This is a genomic window from Telluria sp. ZB4P37 (assembly GCF_059685855.1).
Genome location: NZ_JCASID010000013.1, coordinates 66,903 through 92,248, shown reverse-complemented (window position 1 = coordinate 92,248; position 25,346 = coordinate 66,903). Strand labels below are relative to the sequence as shown.

Below are 25,346 nucleotides of genomic sequence, written 5' to 3'. Positions count from 1 at the left end.
ATAGAGCATGCTGCCGCGCGAGCTCGTCTCTGCAGTCGTGCGCACCGGGCCGGTGGTCGGGGCCGAGCAGCTCGCCGACCCGCGCCAGCAAGCCTTTGCGCGCGCCCTCGCCCCCCAGCTGGGCAAGGCGCTGCACGGTGAAATCCTCGCCAAGCTGGCCGACGGCAGTTTCGTCGTCAAGGTCGCCAACATCCCCGCCCGCATGCAGTTGCCCGCAGGCGCCCGGGTCGGCGCCGACGTGCCCTTGACCCTGCTGTCGGTCTCCCCTCGCCCCACCTTCCAGGTCGGCAGCGGCAGTACCCCGGTGTTTTCCGAAGCCGGCCCGCCGCTGCCGCAAGGCGCCGACCCCAGCAAGGCCCCGCTGGCCATGCGCGAAGGCGCCGCGCCCCAGGCCGGCGCCGCGATCAATCGCGCCGCCGCCCTGCTGCAGGCCACCGCCGCCGGCGCCGGCGCGCTGCTGGGAGGCTTTGAGACCAACACCACCACCCTGAGCCAGGCCGGCAAGACCATCGGCAGCGTGCTGGCCGCCGCGCAGAAGGCCGAGAACCCCATGACGGCGCTGGTCGGCCGCACCCCGCTGGTGGCGTCAACCAGCGCCGATGCGGCCAGCATCGCCAGGGGCCTGGAACAGGCGGTCGGCAAGAGCGGCCTGTTCTACGAATCGCACGTGGCCGAATGGGCGCAGGGCGCCCGCGGACTTGCCGAGCTCAACGCCGAGCCGCAGCAGCAGCTGGCGCGCGAAGGCGTGCGCCAGTCGCCGCTCGACCCGGCCACCGCCCAGTTCATCAACCTGCAGCTGGCCACCCAGGAACAGGCCCAGCTGACCTGGCAGGGCAATTTGTGGCCGGGGCAGCCAATGCGGCTGGAAGTAGCACGCGATACGCGCGAAGGCCAAGAGGAAGCCGGCGAGGCGGAGCAGTCCTGGCACAGCCGCCTGCGCTTGCGCTTCCCCGAACTCGGCGAGCTCGATGCGTGCCTGAGCTTCAGCGGCGGGCGCCTGCAAGTGCAGTTTGCCGCCGGCAGCGAATCCACCGCTCTTCTATTGCGCCAGCACATGGGCAGCCTGGCCGGCGCGCTCGATGCGGCCGGCACCCAGCTGGCCGGCTTCGAGGTGCGTGCGCATAGCGTCGAGGCCGGGCCCGGCTCCCCGCCGGAACAGCAGGCCGAATGAGCGGGCTTGAGAAGAAGCGGCGCCAGAACGCCGTCGCGATCGCCTATGGCAGCGGCGACGCCGCGCCAAAGGTGGTGGCCAAGGGCCAGGGACTGGTCGCCGAGCAGATCATGCGCCGCGCAAACGAGGCCGGCGTCTTCGTGCACGAGTCGAAAGAACTGGTCCAGCTGCTGATGGGCGTGGACCTCGACCGGGAGATCCCCCCTGCCTTGTATCGGGCAATTGCGGAACTGTTGGCATGGCTATATCATATTGAGTCGGCGCAAAAGCATGGGGCGGCAAAAATGCCCCCGCCGGATCCGACGCCCCACCTCAACCTGGACGACGCGGCGAACGCTGGTATAAGCAATGAATAATCAGGAACTGGATAACTGGCACGACTACGAGGTGGAGTCGCGCCGTGAAATCGTGGCGCTGCTGCGCCAGATCAGCGAGAAGCACCAGCTGATCCGCATGCTGGTCAAGGGCGAGGCCGATGTCTGCGTCACCTCCATCCTCGACGTCGATCCCGAGACCAACACCATGGTGCTGGACCGCTCGATCGACCGCAGCCAGAACGAGCGCATCGTCGCGGCCGGAGAGGTGCGCTGCGAAACCTCGCTCGACAAGATCCGCATTTTGTTTTCCGCCGACGAGCTGCGCCCGATCGAGTTCGAGGGCAATGCCGCGCTGCGCGCCGACATCCCGCCGACCCTGATCCGCCTGCAGCGGCGCGAGTATTACCGGATGGAGACGCCGGTGTCGAACCCGGTGCGCGCGATCATCCCGCTGCCGCCCGAACTCGGCGCGGGTACCGGCGTCTTCCCGCTGCACGACATCAGCTGCGGCGGGATCGCCATCCTCGACAACAAGCTCCAGCTCGGCACCACGATCGGCGAGGATTTCCCCAACTGCCGCATTGAACTGCCCGAGATCGGTCCGGTCACGGTGACGCTGCAGGTGCGCAATTCGCTGGACGTGACCCTGCTGAACAACAAGGCCAACCGGCGCCTGGGACTGCAGTTCATCGACATCTCGCGCGGCGGCATGGCGGGCGTGCAACGCTACATCACCAAGCTCGAACGCGAGCGCAACGCGCGCCTGGCGGGACTCGCCTGAAAATTTTACCAGCTGGCAAAATTTAAGGCCTCCTTCCAGTTACCAAAGTGTTAGTAAACACGTTACACTTGGGGCATCCCGACATGGTGGTGCCCCGATGCCGACACGTTCCCAAACCACCGACTTTTTCTTTACCGCCTTCGCCGACTCGTCGGTGGGGATGGCCCTCGTCGGATTAAACGGGAACTGGCTCGAGGTGAATCCGGCGCTATGCCGCATCCTGGGCTACCGCCGCGAGGAACTGCTGACGCGCACCTTCCAGGATGTCACCCATCCAGACGACCTGGCCGCCGACCTGCGCCTGCTGGAACGCCTGCTCGCCGGCGACATCGACTCGTACAACCTGGAAAAGCGCTACCGCCACGCTGACGGCCGGGTGGTCTGGGGTCTGCTGACGGTCTCGCTCAGCCGCGACGCCAGTGGCCGCGCGGAATGCTTCATTTCGCAGCTGGTCGACATCACCGAGCAGAAAAAGGCCGTCAAAGACCGCGAGGCCTTCTTCACCCTGTCGCCCGACCTGCTGGCGATCGCCGGCACCGACGGCTACCTGCGGCAGGTCAATCCCGCCTGGTCCGACACGCTGGGCTGGACCACGGATGACCTGACCGCGCGCCCCTTCCTGGAGTTCGTCCATCCGGACGACGTCTCGCGCACGATGGCCGAAGCCAAAAAGATCTACCAGGGCGGCGTGATCAAGGGTTTCCGCAACCGCTACCGCCATGCCGACGGCGGCTACCGCTGGCTTGAATGGAGCACGCGCGCGCTCGACAACGGACTGCTCTACTGCTCGGTGCGCGAAGTGACCGCCCAGATCGAGAACGAGGAGCGCCTGCGCGCCCAGGAGCAGAAGATCCGGCTCCTGATCGACAACGCCAACGACGCCTTCCTCGGCATGAACGAACAGGGCGTCATCACCGAATGGAACAAGCAGGCCGAAACCACCTTCGGCTGGACCGCGCAGGAAGCCATCGGCCAGCCGATGAGCGTGCTGCTGGCGCCGGAGCGGCTGCGCCAGCGCCATCTCGACGGCCTCAGCGCCTTCCTGCGCCACGGCCGCGACCAGGTTTGCCAGAAGCGGGTCGAGGTGCCGGCCCTGCGCAAGGACGGTTCCGAAATCCTGGTCGAGATCACGGTCGGGGTGGTGCCCTTCGCGGGCGAGCAGTATTTCCACGCCTTCCTGCGCGACGTCTCCGAGCAGCGCCGCATGTCGGAACAACTGCACTACCGGGCTACCCACGATTTCCTCACCGGCTTGCCCAACCGCTATGAATTCATGGGCCGCCTGGGACGCGCCATCAACGCCGCGGCCCGCATTCCGCGCCCGCTTGCCCTGCTGTTCATCGACCTTGACGGCTTCAAGCCGGTCAACGACCTGTGCGGCCACGAAACCGGCGACGCCGTGCTGATCGAGTTCGGCAGGCGGCTGGATCATGTGGTGCGGCGCACCGACCTGGTGGCGCGGCTGGCGGGCGACGAGTTCGTGGTGCTGCTCGACCACGTGCCGGACCCGGCGCACGACGCCGTGGAAGTCAGCCGCAAGATCCTGGAAGCCGCCGGCCAGCCGTATGCCGAGATCGCCGGGCGCCTGGAGCTGGGCGCCAGCGTCGGCGTAGCACACTACCTGCAGGGCGATACCGCCGACACCCTGCTCTCGCGCGCCGACGGCGCCATGTATGTGGCCAAGAATGCGGGCAAGAGCCGCGTTGCGTATTTGCGCGATGGGGAGTGGGTGGTGAGCAGCTGATTTTCACCGCGTGGACAGTGTCCAGCCGAGGGGTTTATATCCCCGCCGAGGGCCCGCCACCCGGCCGGATCAGCCCGCGCTGGGTAGCGACCACCACCGCATGCGTGCGCGCCGTCGCATCGAGCTTGCTCATCACGCCCTTGACGTGGGTTTTCACGGTGCCGACCCCGATGCCGAGCTTGCGCGCGATGGATTTATTGCAGCAGCCCTGCGCCAGCAGCTCCAGCACGTCGGTCTCGCGCCCGGTGAGGGCCTCGCGCGTAAGGCTGTCGGCGACGCTGCGCGTCATCGATTCGCTCAGGTAGCGCTGGCCGCGCGCCAGCATGTTCACGGCATGCGAGAGTTCGTCGGGCGCGCAGGACTGCAGCAGGTAGCCCGACACCCCGGCATCCATGGCCAGGCGCACTTCCCATTCCTTCTCGAACTGCGTCACCACCAGCACGCCGGGCGGCTGGCCGGCCGCGGCCAACTGGCTGGCCGGCTGGCGCGCCACGGCGACGCCGGCGTCGTAGTCGGTCACCAGCACCCGCGCGACCCGCTGCGCCTCCGGCTGGCCCAGGTGGGTGGTCACACGCAAGCCGGGATGCCCGGCCAGGACAGCCTGCATGCCGACGGTCATGATCGGGTCGGCGTGCATGATATGGACGGCAGTTGGTATCAGTTGCATGGGCATGCTCCAGATGGGGGCAGCGCAATGACGCGGCCAGCTCCCATATTGAAACGACAACGCCGACAAGGCAAGTAATGATATGTAAAAACTGGTTAAAGTGTCTCTCCGGCGTCAGAGGCCCCCGCCGCAACAGGGCGTATGCGATATACTTGCCTGACTATGCGCCTGACTTCCTTCACCGATTACACCTTGCGGACCCTGCTCCACCTCGGCAGCAATCCAGGCCGGCTCGTGACGATCCAGGAAATCGCGGACCTGCACAGCATCTCGAAGAACCATCTCATGAAGGTGGTGCACGAGCTGGGCCGCAACGGCGTGATCGAGACCATCCGCGGCCGCAACGGCGGCTTCCGCCTGGCGCACCGCCCCGACAAAATCAATATCGGTGCCGTGGTGCGCCAGAGCGAGAGCGATTTCTACATGGCCGAGTGCTTCGACCCGGGCGGCAATCCCTGCGGCCTGGTCAAGGCCTGCAGCCTCAAGGGCGTGCTGACCAACGCCACCGCCGCCTACCTCGCCGAACTCGACCGCCATACCCTGGCCATGCTGCTGCCGGAACCGGCGCCGCGCGACGGCAGCATCCCGATGACCTTCCATCGCAAGGAACAGGTAGCGGCGTAAGCTGCGCCGGCCTCATCCCTCATCCTGGCAGGCGCGGGCGGCTTACGCTTGCCTGGCTTACTTCGGCGTGACCGCAGCCATCATCGGTGGATATCGCACGTTGTTGCAGGCGAGGATCGCCTGCATCGATGAACGCATCTGTTCAGCGTGCGCACATGCCTGGATATAACGCCCCTTCTTCGTTTCGTTCTCCATGCCCTCGGCCGACTGCATGAAGGTCTGGAAATCGACCATCTTCTTCTTTTCGACGTCAATGACGCTGCGTACAGGCTTTGTCCCAAAAGGGCAATGCCCGCTATGTCCGTTTCCGCACTGAACGATCTCTTAACGGGGCATATGCTCCAGGTGTGATTGGCACTATGTTGCTCAATCCACGAGTTCGACCTCTGGCCGATTACTGCAGCTTACTGAAACTGAACCATGCCCTCCTCTGCCAGCACCAACGCCGCGACGAACGAGCATCCGGCAACACCCAAGAATCGACGCCGGGCGCCCTTGTCGCTCGCTGCCTGGAAACAATTCGTCAATGTGGCCAAACCGTATTGGCTGGAAGAAGAAAGAAAGAAGGCCTGGTTCCTGCTCTTCCTCCTGATCGCCCTGATGCTGGTCGAGACCAAGTTCGCGGTCATGCTCAACAACGAGACCGGCGAGATGACCTCGGCGCTGGCCGGCAAGGATGGCGGCCGCTTCTGGAAGTCGGTGCGGGCCTGCCTGTTCATCCTGGCCTTCGCGATACCGATCTATGCCTTCTATTACTACATGCGCGACCTGTTCGCCAACCACTGGCGGCGCTGGCTCACCAGCCGTTTCCTCGACAGCTACCTGAAGGGGCGCAAATACTACGAGCTGGGCTCGAACAGCGAGATCGACAACCCCGACCAGCGTATCAGTGAAGACATCAACACCTTTACCGGCAGGTCGATCCACTTCCTGCTGATCTTTTTAGGTTCGATCATGCAGCTGGTGGCCTTCAGCGCCGTGCTGTGGTCGATTTCGCATGTGCTGGTGGGCGTGCTGGCGGTGTACGCGCTGATGGGCACCGCGATTGCCTTGTGGGTCTTCGGTAATCCGCTGATCCGCCTGAATTTCTGGCAACTGCGGCTCGAGGCGGACTTTCGCTTCAGCCTGATGCGCGTGCGCGAAAATGCCGAATCGATTGCCTTCTACCGCGGCGAAACGCAGGAACGCGCCCACATCGACAGCAAGTTCGACAAGGTGATCCAGAATTTTGCCCGCCTGATCAAGAAGCAGCGCAACCTCAATTTGTTCCAGCGCACCTTCAGCCAGCTGACTCTGGTGCTGCCCTTCGTGATCCTGGCCCAGGGCGTCCTGTCGGGCGAGCTCGAAGTGGGCCGGGCGATCCAGGCCGCCGGCGCATTTACCGCCGTGCTCGCGGCGGTGGGCGTGATTGTCGATAACTTCGAAAGCCTGAGCCGCTTCGTGGCGGGCATCGACCGCCTGCAGGGATTGTCCAGGCTGGTGCTGCCCGACACGGAAACCCCGCCTGACCTGGAGGCGAAGCATCCGCGCATCCAGCGGCGTCCCGGCGAGCACCTGGCGCTGGAAGCCCTCACCCTGCATCCGCCGCGCTCGGAACGCGTCCTGATCAAGGAACTGAGCCTGGTGCTGAAGCCGGGCGATGCGCTCCTGATCACCGGCGACAGCGGCTGCGGCAAGAGTTCCCTGCTGCGCGCGATCGCGGGGCTGTGGCATACCGGCAGCGGCGCGATCCACCATCCGCCCGCGGAAGATTTCTTCTTCCTGCCCCAGCAGCCGTATCTGCAGCACGGCAGCCTGCGCAGCCAGCTGATCTATCCGAGCGCGCAGTCGAACCTGAGTGATGACGAGTTGTTGAGCATCCTGGAGCAGGTCCACCTGCCCCACCTCGCCGGGCGCGTGGGTGGCCTGGGTGCCGAGCAGGACTGGGAAAAGCTGTTGTCGGTCGGCGAGCAGCAGCGCCTGGCCTTCGGCCGCGTGCTGGTGCATGCGCCGCGCATCGTGATCCTGGACGAAGCCACCAGCGCGCTCGACAGCAGCAACGAAGCCTCGCTGTATGCGCGCCTGCGCGAAAGCGGCACCACCCTGATCAGCATTGCACACCGGCCGGCCGTGCTGCGCCACCATACCCATGTGCTGCGCTTGCTGGGCGATGGGGCGTGGGAGGTGCATGAGGCGGGCGGATACCAGTTCGATGGGCAGGTAGCCGCAGTGCACGCTGGCGAGCAGGATGTGCCGCGTGCCCGGGAAGCGCGTGTGGTCGTGGTTGCGAGAGCGTGATGCGTTAGCAAACGTAACTTCGATTGAAACCCCATCGCACAAGCCTAGACTGGGCTGAGGCTAAGCTGATGGGGATGGACATGACTATTCGAAGCGTGCGTATTCTGAAGCGGTGTGCAGCGGGACTACTGCTGGCTGCCGGGCTTGGGGGATGTGCGGTGTATGGGCCACCCTCCGCCGGCTATGATCCGTATTATGGAAACGGGGGCTATTCCGGCTATTACGGTTCGCCCGTGGAGCTGAACCTGGGTCTCGGCTACTACGACGGCAGCCGCCATGGGGACTACCGCCGGGACAGGCACAGGCATGACAGGCGGCACCATCATGGCGGGCGAGGCCGTGATCGGGGCCGCCATTAAAGCTTGGGGCCGGCCTTTAGGCCAAAAGCGTGCAACGGCGCGGAAAGCTGAAAGATTAGAATTTCGTAATGAAGAATGGATCGTAGAACATGCTAGGATGAGATTAGCACTCGATCAGATTTTTCAAACTTTTTCCTTGAAATTCACAAGTTGCCCTTCAGATTAATCTACGGGCGTCTTGCTGACAAAAATGGGTGTTCACGAACTTTGTAACCCGTGATGGTTCGTTCAATTCGAGGGCTCAGTCGTGCGCCTTGTCGACTTTTTGCGTAGCAACAGCGAACTCATACTCGCCGAGTGGGACAAGTTCGCCAAGCATGTCTATCCCACCGATATTCTGGACTCGGCAGCCGCACGCGACCATGCCCGCGGCATGCTCGATGCAATAGCGTCCGACCTCGAGAGTTTTCAGAGCGAGCTTCAGCAGCAAGAAAAGTCGCAAGGCATGGGACCGCATGCACCTCGGACAACCCAGGCCGAGTTGCACGGTTCGTCACGCTTCGGCGAGGGTTTCGATGTCAACCAGATGATAGCGGAGTTTCGCGCCCTGCGCGCCTGTGTGATGCGCCTGTGGGGCGATTCCGTCAAGGTGCCGCCGGTCGAGGCCGAGGACATTACGCGCTTCAACGAGGCGATCGACCAAGCCATGGCCGAGTCCTTGGCTTGCTTCACCGAACTGAAGAACCGCGAGACCCGGCTGTTTGAAGTGTTGCTGTCGAGCTCTCCTGACCTGAATTACATCATCGAGTCCGACGGAAAACTGCTCTACGCGAATAATGCCTTCGCCGAATTCTTTGGCAAGACGCCCGGCGAATTGGCCGGAGTTGATTTTCCTTCGTTATGCGCGCCCTGCGTTAACGATATCGGCATGCGCATCCGGCAGGTCGTCGCGAGTCGCAAGACCTACCGAGCCGAAATGTGCGGCGTGCAGGGTTTTGGTGACGGCCGCGCCTTCGACTACTTGCTGGTGCCGGTGCTCAACAAGGCGGGGCGCTGCGAAGCGATCGCAGGCAGCGCGCGCGACATCACGGAGCGCAAAGCATCCGAAGAGCGCATTCGCCGCAGCGCCAACCATGATTCCCTGACCGACTTGCCGAACCGCAGCCTGTTCCACGAGCGGCTCCAGCACGAAATCAAGCATGCCGCGCGAACCAGGCTGCCCTTGAGCCTCCTGTTCCTCGACCTTGACGGCTTCAAGGAAGTCAACGACATGCTCGGACACGCCGCTGGCGACCAGTTGCTGCAGCAGGTAGCCATGCGCATCAATACCTGCGTGCGCGACACCGACACGGTCGCGCGGCTGGGCGGCGACGAATTTACAGTGATCCTCACCGATGTCACTGATCCGACCCACATCGACGTGATTGCTGCTGAAATCATCGGCGAGCTAAGCCGTCCGTTCACGCTGGCGGCCGGCGATGCGACCATTTCGGCCAGCATGGGTATTGCGTTCTACCCCGGGGACGGTGATACGCCCGACGAGCTCGTGAGCAAAGCCGACGAAGCGATGTACGCGTCCAAGAATGCCGGGCGCAATCAGTTCAAGTTTGCCAGGACCGCTACGCGGCCCGACGCGCCGTGACTCTCCTAAGGCTCGGTTCGCATGAATACACGGCCTGTAACAAGAGTGTCTAGCGCGCGCTCGTCACCTCTAGGGCCAGGATCAAACCGATCGAATTCCAGCCAAGCCGGCAATCGGCTTCCGGGCCCTGCTCCGTACCCAAAGCCCCATTAACAAACCGTCTTCATCATTTTTCTCTGTTGATCATCTGCAGAACCTTGAACGCCTCACGCTCGATCGCAGGTTCCGCCTCCCCCAGTTGCTTGCTCGCCTGGACATACGCCGCGCGCTTGCGCTCCTTCTTTTCTTCCGGCGGCACGACCGGTTTCATCCCCGGCATCATGATCTGCGAGCTGCTGTTGTATTTGCCGTGGATGACTTTCTTGCCATAGGGCGTGTTGTAGAAGCGGGTCATTTCCGTCGCCGTCTCCGCGGAGATCACGGACGCGAGCGGCGCCGCCATGCGCTGGTACACCACTACAGGCGGCGTTTTGTCGAGCTTGGCAAACACGGCCTTGCGCTGCGCTTCGCTCTGGTAACGGCTGCGGGCGGCGACGCCGCGCACGACCTTTTCGACCTGCATGGCGCCGAGCAGGTCTTGCACTGCCTTGATGTGGACGGGCGTCATCGCCGCAGCCTGGCTTGATGGCGCCGTGGTAGCGGCAAATGCGGGATTCACGAAAACAAGCGATACGCCGAGCAGGGCTTGAACTGCAAACTTCATGGTGTTCCTTTCGGATAAGGATGAGCTCGCCACTCTCGCCCGGGCGGGAATGACGCATGGCGAACGAGACGATGCAGCCCGATTTTAACCGGGAGACCAGCATGCTGGTGACACGCCAGGCGGCCGGCCATGGCAAGCTGCGCCCGACCGCAGCTACCCTCACATTGCTCAGGCCACAATGCACAACCGGCCAAAAAGGCCGGTTGATGCCACCAGTTTGTCAGCAGGAACAGCCGCCTTACACCTGCATATTCATGATGTCATGATAGGCTGACACCAGTTTGTTGCGTACTTGCACCGTACTCTGGAAAGCGATGCTGGATTTCTGCATGGCGATCATGGTGTCGGACAAACTCACGGTATCGTCCCCCATCGCGAACCGCTGGCCCAGTTCTCCCGCCGCTTTCTGGGTATTGCTCACGCCCTGCAGCGAGGTCTTGAGCGCGTCGGCGAAGTCGAGCTTGGCAACGCCGGGGCTGGCGCCGGGCGCGCCCAGTCCGACGGGCGCAACCGGGCTCGCTGCCGGCTTGGTCGCCGCAGCTTTCAATTGCTCCATCATCGCCTGGATCCGGCTGGGGTCGATACCGCCGATGCCGCCAATACTCATCATGTTCTCCTGCTCGTTAGCGTGAAGCGCTTTATTCAGGCTTCCAGAATATCAGTCTCCCGACAAGTTCCTCCTTCGAAGAAGCACGGGTTTCCACCCCTGTTTCAGGGTTTGAATGTTGCTCTGCGGCTTCATAATGCATCCAATCCCTCCATCCCGGACACCAACCCACCATGGCAGCAGTAGCTGAAGACTTGATCGATACCCCGGCCGCAGGTCAGCGCCAGGGCTTTTTCCAGAGCACGATGGGGCGCCGCGTCGCCCTTGGCGGCGGCATCGCGCTTGTCGTTGCCATCATGATCGCGCTGTGGATGTGGAGCCAGGCCCCGGAGTACCGCGTGCTGTTCTCGAACTACAGCGACCGCGACGGTGGAGCGATCACCGCTTCGCTCGACCAGATGGGCGTGAAATACAAATTTTCCGAAGGCGGCAGCGCGATCCTGGTCCCTAGCGAACAGATCCACGATTTGCGCCTGAAGCTGGCGTCGCAGGGCCTGCCCAAAGGCGGCAACGTCGGCTTCGAGCTGATGGAAAATCAAAAACTCGGTGTCTCCCAGTTCCTCGAACAAGTCAACTACCAGCGTTCGCTGGAAGGCGAGCTGGCGCGCTCGATCCAGTCGCTCGGCTCGGTCAGCGCCGCGCGCGTCCACCTGGCGCTGCCAAAGCCGTCGGTCTTCGTGCGCGACCAGCAAAAGCCCACCGCCTCGGTACTGCTGAACCTGCAGCCGGGCCGCGCCCTCGACCCGGGCCAGGTCAGCGCCATCGTCCACCTGGTCGCTTCCAGCGTGCCGGAACTGACGGTCGGTAACGTCACCGTCGTCGACCAGAACGGCAATTTGCTGTCGGATACCTCGAACAAGGGTCCGGGCGCCAAGGGCCTGGATGCGACCCAGCTCAAGTATGTCGAGCAGGTGCAGCAGAACATCATCAAGCAGGTCGAATCGATCATCGTGCCGCTGGTCGGCAAGGGCAATGTGCGCGCCGAAGCCACCGCCGAAGTCGATTTCGCGCAGGTCGATACCGCCGCCGAGATGTACAAGCCGAATTCGCCGCCGGAGCCGCAGGCCATCCGCAGCCAGCAGACCTCCGAGTCGAGCCAGCCGGGCGCCGGCGCTTCGGGTGTCCCGGGCGCGCTGTCGAACCAGCCGCCGGGCGTGGCGACCGCCCCGATCGACGGCCAGGCGCCAGCCGCCGGCGCAGCGTCGGCTGGCGGCCCGACCCGCAAGGACGCCACCACCAATTACGAAGTCGACAAGACCATCCGCTACGAGCAGCGTCCGATGGGCGGCATCAAGCGCCTGACCGTGGGCGTGGTGGTGAATCACCGCCGCACGGTGGACCCGAAGACCGGCAAGATCATCGTGCGTCCGCTGGCCGCCGCCGAAGTGGCCCAGATCAATGAACTGGTAAAGCAGGCGATGGGCTATTCGCAGGCCAGGGGCGACACCCTGAACGTGACCAATGCCCCGTTCGACGGCGTCGACCGCCCCGACGATACCATCGCGCAAATCGACTGGTGGCGCGACCCGGCCAACCTGCCGCTGGCCAAGGAAATCGGCAAATACCTGCTGCTGTTCGCCATCCTCGGTTTCCTGTATTACCGTATCCTGCTGCCGCTGATGCGCCCGGCGATCAAGAAGTTCGACCAGGCCGTCGCCCTGCCGCCGGAACCGGAGCCGGAAAGCATCGATGCAGCCGATGCCCTGGCCGACGCGGTCGAGGAACAGCTGGAAGAGCAGGAAGTGGAACGCCGCAACCAGGGTTACCGCGCCAACCTGGTAATGGCGCAGGAGCTGGCTAGAAAAGATCCACGTATCGTGGCAAACGTCGTCAAAGCATGGTTGGGTACAAATGAGTGACAAGGATAAAGACGGCATCCAGCAGGCAGCGATCCTGATGCTGGCCCTGGGCGAAGCGGAAGCGGCCGAAGTGATGAAATTCCTCGGACCGCGCGAAGTGCTGAAGCTCGGCGGCGCGATGGCGCAGATGAAGGCCGTGCAGCATGGCGAAGTGGTGAAGGTGCTGGAAGCCTTTGTCGTCGAGACCAACCTGCATTCGACCGTGGGACTGGATTCGGACGAATACATCCGCCAGGTGCTGACCAAGGCGCTGGGCGACGACAAGGCCGCCGTGCTGCTCAACCGCATCCTGGGCGGCAAGGACGCCTCGGGCATCGAGAGCCTGAAGTGGATGGACTCGCCGTCGGTGGCCGAACTGATCCGCAACGAGCACCCGCAGATCATCGCCACCATCCTGGTCCACCTCGAGCGCGACCAGGCTTGCGAGATCCTGGCAAACTTTACCGAACGCCTGCGCAACGACGTGGTGCTGCGCATCGCCACGCTCGACGGCGTGCAGCCGGCCGCCCTGCGCGAGCTGAACGACGTGCTGACCAAGCTGCTGTCGGGTAACGAAAACATCAAGAAGTCCTCGCTGGGCGGCGTACGCACCGCGGCCGAGATCCTGAACTTCATGAGCGGCGAGCAGGAATCGGCCGTCATGGACAACATCAAGAACTACGACAACGACATGGCGCAAAAGATCATGGACGAGATGTTCGTGTTCGACAACATCATCGACATCGACGACCGCGGCATCCAGCTGCTGCTGCGCGAAGTGCAGTCCGAGATGCTGATCATTGCACTCAAGGGCGCATCGCAGGACCTGCGCGAGAAGATCTTCAAGAACATGTCGCAGCGTGCCGGCGAAATGATGCGCGAAGACCTGGAGTCGAAAGGCCCCGTGCGCCTGTCGGAAGTCGAATCCCAGCAGAAGCAGATCCTGCAGATCGTGCGCCGCCTGGCGGACGAAGGCCAGATCGTGCTGGGCGGTAAGGGTGAGGATTCCTTCGTCTGATGATTCCAAAGGAACAGCAAAGCGCCTACCAGCGCTGGGAAATGACCTCGTTCGGCGACGAGCGCCCGAGCACGGTTGCGCGCCGCGCCGCGATGGCGCCGGCTGCGCCGGCCGCTTCGTCGAGCGTGGAGCCGGGCGAAATCGTGCACAACGTGCCGATGCCGACCGCCGAAGAACTCGAAGCAATCCGCGAGCAGGCGCGGGCCGAGGGTTATGCCGAAGGTCTGGCTGAAGGCCAGGCTGCCGGCCAAGCCCAGGGCTATGCCGATGGCGCGGCCGCCGGCCAGTTAGAGGCCAGCGCCGAGCTGGAACACCTGCGTTCGATTGCCGCGACCTTCAGCGACGCCGTGGTGCAGGCCGATGAAACCATCGCCCACGACGTGCTGGAACTGGCCCTGCGCCTGGCGCGCGGCATGGTGCGTACGGCCTTCGACGTGCGTCCCGAACTGATTTTGCCGGTGGTGCAGGAAGCGATCGGCTACCTGCCGGTGCTGGCCCAGCCGGCCGTGCTCACGCTCAACCCGCAGGACGCCGAGATCGTGCGCGACGCCATGGGGCAGGAGCTGATCAAGGGCGGCTGGCGCATTGCCGAAGATATCGGCATGGCGCGCGGCGGCTGCCGGGTGGATACGGCCAGCAACCAGATCGATGCGCAGGCCGCGGCGCGTTGGGGGCGCTTGACGCATGCGTTGCAGAGCAATGTTGATTGGTTAGGCAATTAATGACCACGCACGCCGCCGACCGCCACACCGCCCGCTGGAAAGCCTTCCTCAAGGATTGCGATTCCCTGGTCGGCTTCGCCGAACCCATGCAAGTCTCGGGCCGCATCACGCGCGTCGCCGGCCTCGTCATGGAATGCGTCGGCCTGAAACTGGCCGTGGGCAGCGCCTGCACCATTCCGATGCCCAACGGTACCCGGATCGAGGCTGAAGTGGTCGGCTTCGAAGGCGAGCGCCTGTTCCTGATGCCGCAGAGCGATGTCGAAGGCGTGGTGCCCGGCGCGCGCGTGTTCCCGGTCGAGTCGGCGCTGCCGAAACCGGGCAGCGTGCAGCACCCGCGCCGCCGCCCGAGCGACCGCACGCGCCACCTGCCGGTGGGCATGCAGTTGCTGGGCCGCGTGGTCGATGGCGCCGGCCGCCCGCTCGACGGCAAGGGGCCACTCAGCACGGACGAAGTCGGGCCCCTGAACGCCCGCCCGATCAACCCGCTTGACCGCGCGCCGATCACCGAAACCCTGGACGTGGGCGTGCGGGCGATCAACGCCATGCTGACGGTCGGCCGCGGCCAGCGCCTGGGCCTGTTCGCCGGTACCGGTGTCGGTAAATCGGTCCTGCTGGGCATGATCGCGCGCTACACCACGGCCGACGTGATCGTGGTCGGCCTGATCGGCGAACGCGGACGCGAAGTGAAGGAATTCATCGAGCAGATCCTGGGGCCGGAAGGCCGCGCCCGCTCGGCCGTGGTGGCCGCGCCGGCCGACTCCCCTCCCCTGATGCGCCTGCAGGGCGCCGCCTACGCGACCGCCATTGCCGAGCACTTCCGCGAGCAGGGCAAGAATGTCTTGCTGATCATGGATTCGCTCACCCGATACGCGATGGCCCAGCGCGAAATCGCGCTGGCGATCGGCGAGCCGCCGGCCACCAAGGGCTATCCGCCGTCGGTGTTCGCCAAGCTGCCGGTGCTGGTGGAACGCGCCGGCAACGGGCTCGAGGGCGGCGGATCGATTACGGCCTTCTACACCGTGCTGTCCGAGGGCGACGACCAGCAAGACCCGATCGCCGATGCCGCGCGCGGTATTCTGGACGGCCACATCGTGCTGAACCGCCACCTGGCCGAGGCCGGCCACTATCCGGCGATCGACATCGAGCAATCGATCTCGCGCGCCATGCACGGCATCACCACGCACGAGCACCAGCTGGCGGCGCGCAAGCTCAAGCAGCTGTACTCGCGCTTCCAGCGCTCGCGCGACCTGATCAGCGTCGGTGCCTATGCCGCCGGCAGCGACCCTGTGCTCGACCAGGCGATCGCCAAGAACGAGCAGATCGAAAACTTCCTGTGCCAGGAGATCCACGACAATGCCGGCATGCTGGAGAGCTTGGGGCAATTGACCTCTCTGTTCTAGTGATGAAAGGATGCCGGGCGGAACTATAATTTGATCCACTATGGCCCAAGCATCCGCCCTCGATACCCTCATTGACCTTGCGCAGCGCGATTCCGACGCGATTGCCAAGCGTTTAGGTAGCGCCCTGAAGGCAGTCGAGGAAGGCGAGCAGAAGCTGGTGATGCTGGACGGCTACCGCGACGAATACGTGCGCAAGCTCGACGCGGCGCAGATGGCAGGCATCACCCCGTTCTCGTACCAGAATTTCGTCGCCTTCATCGGCAAGCTGGACAACGCGATCATCGGCCAGCGCGAAGTGATCAAGCATGCGCAGTACAAGGCGGATCTTGAGAAGAAGGCCTGGCAGGAAAGCGAGCGCAAGCGCCTGTCCTACCGCACCCTGAACGAGCGCGCAGCTCTTGAGGCACTGGCGATCGAGAACAAGCGCGACCAGAAACTGATGGACGACCACGCAGCCCGTGGCGCCCGCTACAAACAACGCTGATTCACCGCTGAATTTAGGCTCAAACGCATATGACGATGCAGACGACAACCCTTCCGTTCCAGGTCTCCGGCGCCAACGCGCTGGCGCAGCCGCAGCGCAATGCCGCCGCAGGCGTGCAGGCCCCCAATGCGGGCCAGTTCGGCGCCACGCTGTCGCGCGAAATCGCCCAGCGCCAGCAGGCCCCTGGCAAGATCACCGGCGCACCGATGCCGGCGCCTGGCCCTGCCTCCGCCAACAAGCCGGCAGCGCCTGCCAAACAACAGGCTGCCGAGAAGCCGGCCGCGCCAGGCCCGAAAGCAGCGGCGCGCGAACCGGCGAAACAGAACGAAGCTGCAGCCGATGCGCCTGCGACCGCGCAGGCGGATGCGGTTGCCAAAGCCGAGGGCGCGGAAGATGCTGCAGCCGCCGCCGAGTCGGCCAGCGCAGCGGCCGTTGCTGCCGCCGAAGCCGCAACCAGCCCGGTGACCGACATGCTCGCCTTCATGGCCAGCCTGGCGCAGCCGGCAGCAGCCGTCCCCGCACCGGTTGCCGCCGAAGCCGCCACCGCTGCCGCAACCGGCGCCGATGTCCAGCTCGCCGCGCTGCAGTCCGCGTTTGCCAAGCTCGAGCCGACGGACGGCGCCGTGAGCGCGGGCGATCCGGCCCTGGCGACAGCGGCCGAGGGTGAAGCCGTGTTCTCGCTGGCCACCGGCGTGCAGCCAACGACACAAGAAACCGCCGACCTGCGCATGCTCCAGCAAACCGCCCAGGCCGCCGTGCAGAGCGATCCGAAGGCGCTGCAGGGCCGACGCGAAGCTGGCGTTGATGCCGCCATCGTCGAGGCCCCGGCACCAGGCCCGGCCCAGCTGCAGGCCCAGGCCGCCAAGCTCGAGGCGCTGGCCCCGGCTGCCGTGCCGACCGACCGCATCCCGGCGCGCGTCGGCACCCCGGCCTGGGACAACCAGGTCAGCCAGCGCATCGTCTACATGGTGGGCAAGGAGCAGGCCGCGACGCTGACGCTCAACCCGCCGGACCTCGGCCCGGTGCAGGTCGTGCTGAACGTGGGCAACGAAGGCACCAGTATTGCCTTCTCCTCAAGCGAGCTGGAAGTGCGCCAGGCCCTGGAAAACGCCCTTCCCCGCCTGCGCGAGATGATGAGCGAGAGCGGCATCACGCTGGGCAATGCGACGGTGGACGCCGGGACGCAGCAACAGCAGCAGGCACAGGATGGCGAGCGCCGCAATGGTAACGGCGGCCGTGCGGGCTTCGATCACGGCGGCAGTGTGATTGCTGCCGAGGATGTCCGTCCAGCGACGCGCACGGTGATTTTGGGCGACAGCGGGTTGGTCGATACCTTCGCGTAAGCACGATATCGTTGGGATTGCCACCCGTTATCCTCTCTTTTCGAGGCTTGCCGGGCTGGCCTTCCCACCGATAATGCCATAATGACGCACCCATTCTTTTAGGCAGTAAAGGCATCTTGAAAGCGAATCCGAAAATGAAGGCCGACCCCAAAGCAGACGCAGCCGTAGTCGTCCCGGCCGGCTCCAAGAAGAAGCTGATCGTGATCGTCGCGGCGGCCGTGCTGCTGCTCGGCGGCGGCGGCGGTGCGGCCTGGTATTTCATGCAAGCCGGCGACGGCGCGGCGGAAAGCCACGAGACTGCCAAGGATGGCAAGAAGAAGAAGAAGAAGGAAACCGGCGTCAAGCCGGAATACGTGCCGGTCGAGCAATTCACCGTCAACCTGCAGCCGGAAAACGGCGAGCAATACCTGCAGGTGCAGTTCACGCTGCAGGTCGAGGGCGCCGAACAGAGCACCCTAATCAAGGACAACATGGCGATCGTGCGCAACCGCGTGCTGCTGCTCCTGTCGGGCAAGAAGGCGTCGGAGATCAGCACCGTGCAGGGCAAGCAGCAGCTCGCCGCCGAGATCCAGGCCATCATCCGCGAGCCCTTCGAGAAAGAAGGCGACGAGCAGGAAGTAACGGACGTACTATTTACCTCGTTTATCATCCAGTAGGCTTGATGCACCATGGCCGATAATTTCCTCTCCCAGGAAGAAGTCGATGCCCTCCTCAAGGGGGTCAACGGCGACCAGGACGACATCGCCGCGCCTGAAGACACCTCGGGGGTACGCACCTATAACCTGGCAACGCAGGAGCGGATCGTCCGCGGCCGCATGCCGACGCTCGAGATCATCAACGAGCGTTTCGCCAGGTATCTGCGGGTGGGCCTGTTCAATTTCCTGCGCCGCAGCGCCGAGGTCTCGGTCGGCTCGGTGCGGGTCTCGAAGTACAGCGAATTCATCCGCAACCTGGTGGTGCCGACCAACCTGAACCTGATCCACATGAAGCCGCTGCGCGGCACGGCCCTGATGGTGTTCGATCCGGGCCTCGTGTTCCTGCTGGTGGACAACCTGTTCGGCGGCGATGGCCGCTTCCACACCCGCGTGGAAGGCCGCGACTTCACCCAGACCGAGCAGCGCATCATCCTGCGCATCCTGGACATCGTGTTCGAGGCCTATACCAAGTCGTGGGAGCCGGTGTATCCGGTCGAGTTCGAGTACATCCGTTCCGAGATGAATACGCAGTTCGCCAACATCGCGACCCCGAACGAGGTCGTGGTGTCGTGCACCTTCACCATCGAGCTCGGTTCTGTGTCGGGCCAGATCCACTTCTGCATGCCCTACTCGATGATCGAGCCGATCCGCGATGCGCTGACCTCGAGCCTGCAGGGCGAGGCGCTGGAAGTCGACAAGCGCTGGGTGCGCCTGATGACGCAGCAGATCCAGGTCGCAGAAGTCGAGCTGGTGGCGGTGCTGGGCGAAGGCCGCGCCAATTTCGACGAGATCCTGAACATGAAGATCGGCGACGTCATCCCGATCACGGTGCCCGAAACCCTGCAGGCCACGGTGGACGGCGTGCCGGTGATGGACTGCACCTACGGCGTCTTCAACGGCCAGTACGCGCTGAAGATCGAGAAACTGCTGGCCAACAGCGACAGCTTCAACAAGTAATATCCAGATAGCGCAGTCATCAATGCTGGCCGCGATTAATAGCAACAGGTAATGAATAGGGCCGGCAACCTGCCGGCAACAGGAGAGCAAGATGTCTGATACCCAGGACGACCAAGGCGGTCTCGACGACGATTGGGGCGCGGCGATTGCCGAGCAGGCCGCGGCCGAAGCCGCGGCGCTCGAACGCCAGCAGCAGCAAGCAGCAGCCGCCCCGACGGCCGCCGTGTTCAAGGATTTCTCGAACAAGGGCACGCGCAACGAAACGCCGAACGACATCGACTTCATCCTCGACATCCCGGTGCAGCTGACCGTGGAACTCGGCCGCACCAAGATCGCGATCAAGAACCTGCTGCAACTGGCTCAGGGCTCCGTGGTCGAGCTCGACGGCCTGGCCGGCGAGCCGATGGACGTGCTCGTCAACGGCTGCCTGATCGCCCAGGGCGAGGTGGTCGTCGTGAACGACAAGTTTGGTATCCGTCTCACTGATATTATTACGCCATCAGAACGGATCAGAAAACTGAATAAATGACCTCGCGCAACGTCGCTTTACCGCATTCTCTCAATCCTGTTGTGCAATCCGCGGCGGGCGACGTTGTAGGGTGGGCAGGGAACCTGCGCGCCCTACGGGTTGCGGTAGCGACGCTGTTGCTGCCCTTGTCGGCGTGCGCTGCGCCGGTCGTCGCCGACCAGGCGCCAACGCCCCAGCAACAAGTCACCGCACCTGCAACAGCGCTGACAGCTCCCCGCACCGAACCCGCTCCAGCCCCCATCCCGGTCACGCCCCCTGCGTCCGTCGAAACCCAACCCCTGCCCCGCGGCGCCACCACGGCCGGCCGCCCGGCCACCCCGGCACGCCCCGCTCCATCCGGCCCGATCTCGACGCCGGTGCAAGGCCCCGGCCCTGATGCCGTCACCACCGATACCGCGCCGGCGCCCGTTGCTGATACGCCTGCCGCCACCACCACCGCCCCCGCCACGACACCGGCCCCTGGCCAGCGTCCGCCGCAAGTGGTCATGCCCGGCTCGGCCACGCCCGGCGCCGGCAGCCTGCTACAGACCATCCTGGCCCTGGTGCTGGTGCTCGCGCTGCTGCTGGGCATGGCCTGGGTGCTCAAGCGCTTCGGCCCGCGCGCCATGGGCGCAAGCGCAAACCTCAGGCTGGTGGGCGCTCTGAATATCGGCGGACGCGAACGGATCATGGTGGTCGAAGTCGGCGACCAGTGGATCGTCGTCGGCGCCTCGCCCGGCCGCGTGAATGCGCTGGCCACCATGCCGCGCCAGGAAGGCGCGCTGGGACATGACGCGCAGCTCGCCGCACATGCAACGCCTGCCGCCAGCTTCGGCGACTGGCTCAAGAAAACGATCGACAAACGTAATGCGAAATAAACGACTCCTGCTGTGGGTGGGATTGGCGGGACTGGCGCTGCTGCCGCTCGCCGCCCTCGCCCAGCCCGGCATCCCGGCCTTCACCTCGCGCCCCGCCCCGGGCGGCGGCACCGCCTTCTCGCTGCCGGTCCAGACGCTGATCCTGATGACGGCGCTGACCTTCCTGCCGGCCGCGCTCCTGATGATGACTGCCTTCACCCGCATCATCATCGTGCTCTCGTTGCTGCGCCAGGCGCTCGGCACCCAGACCGCGCCGCCGAACCAGGTGATGGTCGGCCTGGCGCTGTTCCTGACCTTCTTCGTGATGGGCCCGACGTTCGATCGCATCTACACCGAGGCCTACTTGCCATTGCAGGAGAACCGGATGGAGATGAGCCAGGCGCTGGACCGTGGCGTGGTGCCGCTCAAGGAATTCATGATCAAGCAGACGCGCCAGTCCGACCTGGCCCTGTTCGTGAAGATCTCGCGCTCGCCCGCCCTGCAGGGCCCCGAAGACATCCCGCTGCGCGTCCTGATTCCGGCGTTCGTCACCAGTGAACTCAAGACCGCCTTCCAGATCGGCTTCGCCATCTTCATACCCTTCCTGATCATCGACATGGTGGTGGCCTCGGTGCTGATGGCGATGGGTATGATGATGATGTCGCCGGCCGTGATCTCGCTGCCCTTCAAGCTGATGCTGTTCGTGCTGGTCGATGGCTGGCAACTGCTGCTGGGCTCACTGTCCCAGAGCTTCTACTAGGAGGCCCGCATGACACCCGAAACCGTCATGACCATGGGCCGCAACGCGATGGAGGTGACCTTGATGGTCTCGGCCCCGCTGCTGCTGGTGGCGCTGATCATCGGCCTGATCATCAGCATCTTCCAGGCCGCCACCCAGATCAACGAAGCGACGCTTTCCTTCATCCCGAAACTGGTCGGCATTTTCGTCGCACTGGTAGTGGCCGGCCCGTGGATGCTGTCGGTGATGCTGGACTACATGCGCCAGGTCTTCACCGGCATTCCCGGCATGATCGGCTGAGCGGGCCGCGATGCTGAGCTTGACCACGGGCGAGATGAACGCCTGGATCGCGGGGCTGATCTGGCCGCTCACGCGCATCCTCGGCCTGGTCGCCTCCGCGCCGCTGTTCGGCAATGCCGGCGTGCCGGTATCGATCAAGGTCGCGCTGGGCGTGCTGCTGGCCGCCGTCATTGCCCCCACCGTCCCCGACCTGCCGGCCGTCGACCCGGGCTCCTGGGCCGGCATCCTGATCCTGGTAAAGGAACTCCTGATCGGCGTGGCGATGGGCTTCGCGATGCGCATCGTGTTCGCCGCCATCGAGTACGCCGGCGAGGTCGCCAGCATGACCATGGGCCTGGGCTTCGCCATGTTCTTCGACCCGAATTCGCGCGGCCGCTCGTCGGCGGTCGGCCAGTTCCTGGCGCTGGTGGCGACCATGGCCTTCCTGGCCGTGAACGCCCACCTGGTGCTGCTGGCGGCGCTGGCCGAAAGTTTTGTCACGCTGCCGATCTCCAGCACCCCGTTCTCCGGCAACGCCCCGCTGGAACTGGTGCGCTGGGGCGGCCGCATTTTCTCGGCCGGGTTACAGCTGTCGCTGCCGATCGTCGCCGCCCTTCTCATCACCAACGTCGCGCTGGGCATCCTCACGCGCGCCGCGCCGCAGCTGAACATCTTCGGCATCGGCTTCCCGGTCACGCTGGGCGTGGGCTTCCTGACCCTGAGCCTGACCCTGCCCTACCTGGGCATGCCGATCGTGAACCTGTTCAACCAGGGAATCGAGGCCGGACGCGCGGTGCCGCGGGCCGGGGCGCAACGGCCGGCGCCGGTGACCGCGCCAGTCGCGACCATACCTGCTCCGGGCTGACCGGAGCCCACTTCACCGCCCTGCCACGGCCTGCTTGCCGCCGGTTGCGATCACCTGCAAGATCGCGGCCTTCACGACGTCCGGAGAAGTCAGCGCCATCTGGTGGCTGGAATCGGCCACGATCGTCTTCGCATTCGGATACAGCGCGCGGACCTGGTTGCGCGTGTCTTCGTCCATCCGGAAGGCGCCGAAATCGACCGGGATCGCCGTCGCCGAGGTGGGCCGGTTGACCAGGCGGACGATCGGCTTGTCGTCGATGCTTCCCATGCCCAGCACCATGTCGCCGGTCTCGTCGATCTTCTCGATTTCGCGCCAGACCGAGCGCGAGAAGCCCAGCTGCCCTGCCAGGCGCGACCACATCGGAAAGTCTTCGACCCGCTTGACCATGCGCGGATACAGCGAATCGACCAGCACCAGTCCCTTGACCTCTTCCGGATAGGCGCGCGCGAACAGCTGCATGTACAGGCCGCCCAGCGAATGCCCGACCAGCACATAGGGCGGGCGCAGGCCCTTGTGGCGCAGGACCGCGCGCAGTTCCTCGACTATCGTGCGGCCGTCGCGCGGCGTAGCGGCGACGGCGCTGTTGCCATAACCGGGGCGGTTGTAGACGAACACCGTGGCATCCTGCCCGAGCAGTTCCGGCACCGTGCCCCATTTGTCGATCGTATTGCGCGAGCCGCCTTCGAACACCACCACCTCTTTTGATGCGGGATGGCGAATGGTCAAGGATTCGACCTGGCGCCCGCCGATGGTGTCGACGACGGGCGCAGGCGCGGCGGCGCAGGCCACGCCGGCAGCACCACACAATGACAGGCACAGAGTGGACAGGATCAGGACTGGTTTGAACACGGGCGTCTCCATGAAGAAAACGCCAGCATCGCGCCAAGGCCGCGCAGGCGGAGCGGATTTGCGACAGACCGACGCAAGCTGTGATGAACGGTAGTTTGCTGGCAGCGGGATTGCGTGAGATATCGCCTCGGCACCCTGTGACAATGTGCGAGAATCGCCTCGGCATAAGCAAATATACTGGCTGGTTACCGATAGCAGACCGGCTTGTGATCGGCCCCGATGCGCTACCAGCGCCCATGTCATATCCAACAGGAGACAGGATGAGTTCAACGAAGATGTCGCGCCGCAGCTTTGTCGCATGCGCAGTAGCAGTTCTGGCAGCACTTCCACTGAGCGGCGCATTTGCCGCACCGTTTTCCTCGGAGCGCATCACCGTGCGTACCGAAGGCACCGGGCCGGACGTGGTCCTGATCCCCGGCCTGAATTCGTCGCCGCGCGTGTGGTCTTCGGCCGTCGAGAAGCTCCCGGGCTACCGCTACCATCTGGTCCAGGTCTCCGGATTCGCCGGGCAGCCAGCCGGCGGCAACAAGGAAGGCACCGTGGCCGCTCCGGTCGCCGACGAGATCGCGCGATACATCGGCGAGGCGAACCTCAAGCAGCCGGCAGTCATCGGCCACTCGATGGGCGGCACCATCGGCATGATGCTGGCAAGCCGCCATCCACAGCGGTTGTCGCGCCTGATGGTGGTCGACATGTTCCCCTTCCTCGGCACCTTCTTCGCCGGTCCGGGCGCGAGCCCGAGCCAGGTGGACGCCGCGGCCGACCGCATCAGCGCCGGCATGCGCGCCGCCACGCCGGAGCAGCGCGCCAAGAACACCAGCAACACCATTGCCGGCATGATCGACACCGAGGCGATGCGCCCGGTCGCGATCAAAGATTCCGCGGCCAGCGACCCGGACGTGAGCATCCGCGCCTATCGGGAACTGATCGTCACGAACCTGATTCCCGAACTGCCGAAGATTACGGTGCCGGTCACCGTGCTGTACGTCCAGCCCAGGACCGTGCCGCTGGCGCCGGAACAGTTCGACGGCGTCTACAAGGGCGCGTATGCGCCGGTCAAGCAGCTGACCCTCAAGCGCATTCCGGATAGCGCCCACTTCATCATGTGGGACCAGCCACAGCGCTTCCAGGCCGAGATGGCGGCGTTCCTGTCGGCGCGCTGAGGCTGCACGGCCTGAAGTCCTGATCCCTGTGCTGCCATCGTCCGGCCTGGGCCGGACGATGGCGGCACTCCTTCACCGTTTCGACAAATCTGAAAAACTGGATGCCCACCCGCGACGATATCGTTCTACTGGCGGCCTATAACGTGTCGATGAACAGCAAGCTGTATGCCGCTGCGGCCCTGCTGCCGAAGGAGGTGCTCAGCGCCGACCGGGGCGCCTTTTTCGGCTCCGCCATTGGCACCCTGAACCATATCGTCGCCGGGGACATCATCTGGCTGCGCCGGTTCAGAGGGCATCCATCGCAGTTTGCGTCCCTGAACGCGATGGCCGACATGCCTGTTCCCACCAGCCTTGCGCATGCCTTTGGCGAGGAACTGGCTTTGCTACTGGCACTGCGTGTGCGGCTCGATGCAATCATCACTGCCCTGGCGGCAGAAGTCAGCAACGAAGACCTGGCACAGCCCCTGTCGTATAAGAACTCGCGCGGCAGCTTCCGGAAGAATTTTGGGAGCCTGCTGCTGCACCTGTTCAATCATCAGACGCATCACCGGGGTCAGGCAAGTACGCTGCTTTCCCAATCAGGCATTGATATAGGCGTGACTGACCTGGTCGAGTGGATACCGGAATACGTTTAGCATGTGGTGTCACTCGCGGAGCGGAAAAAGCGCCGGTGCTTGTCAGGCAGGATGTGCGCGCGCCGAGCGGATGCAGAGTTGCTTCAGGGCGAATGCGGCATCAGAGGGAACCAGTCGGGTCAAACTGCGCCTATCGCCAGTTAGGTCCAATATGAATGTTGA

28 protein-coding genes are annotated in these 25,346 nt (G+C 64.4%); 23 read left to right on the top strand and 5 right to left on the bottom strand.

Translation table 11 applies throughout. The features are described from left to right. Positions 1–7: 7 nt before the first annotated feature. The 4 genes from fliK (at position 8) to AC56K1_RS18510 (ending at position 4,013) form a co-directional block, all read left to right on the top strand. Complete coding sequence (fliK, locus tag AC56K1_RS18525; RefSeq protein WP_497159265.1) at positions 8–1,171, top strand: flagellar hook-length control protein FliK; 1,164 nt, start codon at positions 8–10, stop codon at positions 1,169–1,171. Further along, positions 1,168–1,527, top strand: a complete 360-nt coding sequence (locus AC56K1_RS18520; RefSeq protein ID WP_497159264.1) for an EscU/YscU/HrcU family type III secretion system export apparatus switch protein — start codon at positions 1,168–1,170, stop codon at positions 1,525–1,527. Before fliK ends, AC56K1_RS18520 begins: the two co-directional genes overlap by 4 nt. Further along, on the top strand, positions 1,520–2,269 hold the full coding sequence (locus AC56K1_RS18515) for a flagellar brake protein (protein ID WP_497159263.1): 750 nt from the start codon (positions 1,520–1,522) through the stop codon (positions 2,267–2,269). Before AC56K1_RS18520 ends, AC56K1_RS18515 begins: the two co-directional genes overlap by 8 nt. A 97-nt stretch (positions 2,270–2,366) precedes the next feature. Further along, the gene (locus AC56K1_RS18510; RefSeq protein WP_497159262.1) at positions 2,367–4,013 is read left to right on the top strand and encodes a PAS domain S-box protein; all 1,647 of its coding nucleotides are present in this window, start codon (positions 2,367–2,369) and stop codon (positions 4,011–4,013) included. A 34-nt stretch (positions 4,014–4,047) separates the two neighbouring features. Here the strand turns inward: AC56K1_RS18510 and AC56K1_RS18505 are convergent, their stop codons facing one another. Beyond that, positions 4,048–4,680, bottom strand: coding sequence for a LuxR C-terminal-related transcriptional regulator (locus tag AC56K1_RS18505; RefSeq protein ID WP_497159261.1), 633 nt, complete (start codon positions 4,678–4,680; stop codon positions 4,048–4,050). A gap of 162 nt (positions 4,681–4,842) precedes the next feature. Here AC56K1_RS18505 and AC56K1_RS18500 point away from each other — a divergent pair, with 162 nt between their 5' ends. Beyond that, complete coding sequence (locus AC56K1_RS18500) at positions 4,843–5,304, top strand: RrF2 family transcriptional regulator (RefSeq protein ID WP_497159260.1); 462 nt, start codon at positions 4,843–4,845, stop codon at positions 5,302–5,304. A 57-nt stretch (positions 5,305–5,361) separates the two neighbouring features. On the opposite strand, the gene AC56K1_RS18495 is transcribed toward AC56K1_RS18500, so the two are convergent. Beyond that, entirely contained in the window at positions 5,362–5,538 is a 177-nt protein-coding gene (locus tag AC56K1_RS18495) for a hypothetical protein (RefSeq protein WP_497159259.1), read from the bottom strand. Between the two features lie 186 nt (positions 5,539–5,724). Here AC56K1_RS18495 and AC56K1_RS18490 point away from each other — a divergent pair, with 186 nt between their 5' ends. The 3 genes from AC56K1_RS18490 (at position 5,725) to AC56K1_RS18480 (ending at position 9,522) form a co-directional block, all read left to right on the top strand. Further along, entirely contained in the window at positions 5,725–7,581 is a 1,857-nt protein-coding gene (locus AC56K1_RS18490) for an ABC transporter ATP-binding protein/permease (protein ID WP_497159258.1), read from the top strand. A gap of 306 nt (positions 7,582–7,887) precedes the next feature. Next, the gene (locus tag AC56K1_RS18485; protein ID WP_497159257.1) at positions 7,888–8,106 is read left to right on the top strand and encodes a hypothetical protein; all 219 of its coding nucleotides are present in this window, start codon (positions 7,888–7,890) and stop codon (positions 8,104–8,106) included. A gap of 81 nt (positions 8,107–8,187) precedes the next feature. Then, the gene (locus AC56K1_RS18480; RefSeq protein ID WP_497159256.1) at positions 8,188–9,522 is read left to right on the top strand and encodes a diguanylate cyclase domain-containing protein; all 1,335 of its coding nucleotides are present in this window, start codon (positions 8,188–8,190) and stop codon (positions 9,520–9,522) included. A gap of 166 nt (positions 9,523–9,688) precedes the next feature. Here the strand turns inward: AC56K1_RS18480 and AC56K1_RS18475 are convergent, their stop codons facing one another. After that, positions 9,689–10,225, bottom strand: a complete 537-nt coding sequence (locus AC56K1_RS18475) for a hypothetical protein (protein WP_497159255.1) — start codon at positions 10,223–10,225, stop codon at positions 9,689–9,691. Positions 10,226–10,463: 238 nt separating this feature from the next. Next, complete coding sequence (gene fliE, locus AC56K1_RS18470; RefSeq protein WP_497159313.1) at positions 10,464–10,832, bottom strand: flagellar hook-basal body complex protein FliE; 369 nt, start codon at positions 10,830–10,832, stop codon at positions 10,464–10,466. A 173-nt stretch (positions 10,833–11,005) separates the two neighbouring features. Between fliE and fliF the strand changes: the two genes are divergently transcribed. From fliF to fliR, 13 genes are all read left to right on the top strand, one after another. Next, positions 11,006–12,691, top strand: coding sequence for a flagellar basal-body MS-ring/collar protein FliF (gene fliF / locus AC56K1_RS18465; protein ID WP_497159254.1), 1,686 nt, complete (start codon positions 11,006–11,008; stop codon positions 12,689–12,691). Beyond that, positions 12,684–13,688 carry a flagellar motor switch protein FliG gene (fliG, locus tag AC56K1_RS18460; RefSeq protein ID WP_497159253.1) on the top strand — a complete coding sequence of 335 codons (1,005 nt, stop codon included), beginning with the start codon at positions 12,684–12,686 and terminating at the stop codon, positions 13,686–13,688. The genes fliF and fliG overlap by 8 nt, the downstream gene beginning before the upstream one ends. Continuing rightward, positions 13,688–14,410: a flagellar assembly protein FliH gene (locus tag AC56K1_RS18455; protein WP_497159252.1), complete on the top strand. Its 723-nt coding sequence runs from the start codon at positions 13,688–13,690 to the stop codon at positions 14,408–14,410. Before fliG ends, AC56K1_RS18455 begins: the two co-directional genes overlap by 1 nt. Continuing rightward, positions 14,410–15,810 (top strand): flagellar protein export ATPase FliI, encoded by a 1,401-nt coding sequence (fliI, locus tag AC56K1_RS18450; RefSeq protein WP_497159251.1) that lies wholly within the window; start codon positions 14,410–14,412, stop codon positions 15,808–15,810. The genes AC56K1_RS18455 and fliI overlap by 1 nt, the downstream gene beginning before the upstream one ends. A gap of 40 nt (positions 15,811–15,850) precedes the next feature. Further along, a complete protein-coding gene (gene fliJ, locus AC56K1_RS18445; RefSeq protein ID WP_497159250.1) occupies positions 15,851–16,294 on the top strand; it encodes a flagellar export protein FliJ in 444 nt (147 codons plus the stop codon). 35 nt (positions 16,295–16,329) lie between these two features. After that, complete coding sequence (locus AC56K1_RS18440; protein WP_497159249.1) at positions 16,330–17,637, top strand: flagellar hook-length control protein FliK; 1,308 nt, start codon at positions 16,330–16,332, stop codon at positions 17,635–17,637. 134 nt (positions 17,638–17,771) lie between these two features. After that, a complete protein-coding gene (gene fliL, locus AC56K1_RS18435; RefSeq protein ID WP_497159248.1) occupies positions 17,772–18,293 on the top strand; it encodes a flagellar basal body-associated protein FliL in 522 nt (173 codons plus the stop codon). Between the two features lie 12 nt (positions 18,294–18,305). Then, the gene (fliM, locus tag AC56K1_RS18430) at positions 18,306–19,289 is read left to right on the top strand and encodes a flagellar motor switch protein FliM (RefSeq protein WP_497130531.1); all 984 of its coding nucleotides are present in this window, start codon (positions 18,306–18,308) and stop codon (positions 19,287–19,289) included. A 91-nt stretch (positions 19,290–19,380) separates the two neighbouring features. Next, positions 19,381–19,818: a flagellar motor switch protein FliN gene (gene fliN / locus AC56K1_RS18425; RefSeq protein WP_497159247.1), complete on the top strand. Its 438-nt coding sequence runs from the start codon at positions 19,381–19,383 to the stop codon at positions 19,816–19,818. A gap of 125 nt (positions 19,819–19,943) precedes the next feature. Further along, positions 19,944–20,675: a flagellar biosynthetic protein FliO gene (gene fliO, locus AC56K1_RS18420; protein ID WP_497159246.1), complete on the top strand. Its 732-nt coding sequence runs from the start codon at positions 19,944–19,946 to the stop codon at positions 20,673–20,675. Further along, positions 20,665–21,414: a flagellar type III secretion system pore protein FliP gene (gene fliP / locus AC56K1_RS18415; RefSeq protein WP_489875958.1), complete on the top strand. Its 750-nt coding sequence runs from the start codon at positions 20,665–20,667 to the stop codon at positions 21,412–21,414. Before fliO ends, fliP begins: the two co-directional genes overlap by 11 nt. 9 nt (positions 21,415–21,423) lie before the next feature. Continuing rightward, complete coding sequence (gene fliQ / locus AC56K1_RS18410) at positions 21,424–21,693, top strand: flagellar biosynthesis protein FliQ (RefSeq protein WP_171082344.1); 270 nt, start codon at positions 21,424–21,426, stop codon at positions 21,691–21,693. A 10-nt stretch (positions 21,694–21,703) separates the two neighbouring features. Then, the gene (gene fliR / locus AC56K1_RS18405; RefSeq protein ID WP_497159245.1) at positions 21,704–22,537 is read left to right on the top strand and encodes a flagellar biosynthetic protein FliR; all 834 of its coding nucleotides are present in this window, start codon (positions 21,704–21,706) and stop codon (positions 22,535–22,537) included. Between the two features lie 12 nt (positions 22,538–22,549). Here the strand turns inward: fliR and AC56K1_RS18400 are convergent, their stop codons facing one another. Then, on the bottom strand, positions 22,550–23,386 hold the full coding sequence (locus tag AC56K1_RS18400; protein ID WP_497159244.1) for an alpha/beta fold hydrolase: 837 nt from the start codon (positions 23,384–23,386) through the stop codon (positions 22,550–22,552). A gap of 260 nt (positions 23,387–23,646) precedes the next feature. On the opposite strand from AC56K1_RS18400, the gene AC56K1_RS18395 reads away from it, so the two are divergent. Together AC56K1_RS18395 and AC56K1_RS18390 are read left to right on the top strand one after the other, a co-directional pair. Then, positions 23,647–24,549 (top strand): alpha/beta fold hydrolase, encoded by a 903-nt coding sequence (locus tag AC56K1_RS18395; protein ID WP_497159243.1) that lies wholly within the window; start codon positions 23,647–23,649, stop codon positions 24,547–24,549. A 101-nt stretch (positions 24,550–24,650) separates the two neighbouring features. After that, on the top strand, positions 24,651–25,184 hold the full coding sequence (locus tag AC56K1_RS18390) for a DinB family protein (RefSeq protein WP_497159242.1): 534 nt from the start codon (positions 24,651–24,653) through the stop codon (positions 25,182–25,184). Positions 25,185–25,346: the final 162 nt, after the last annotated feature.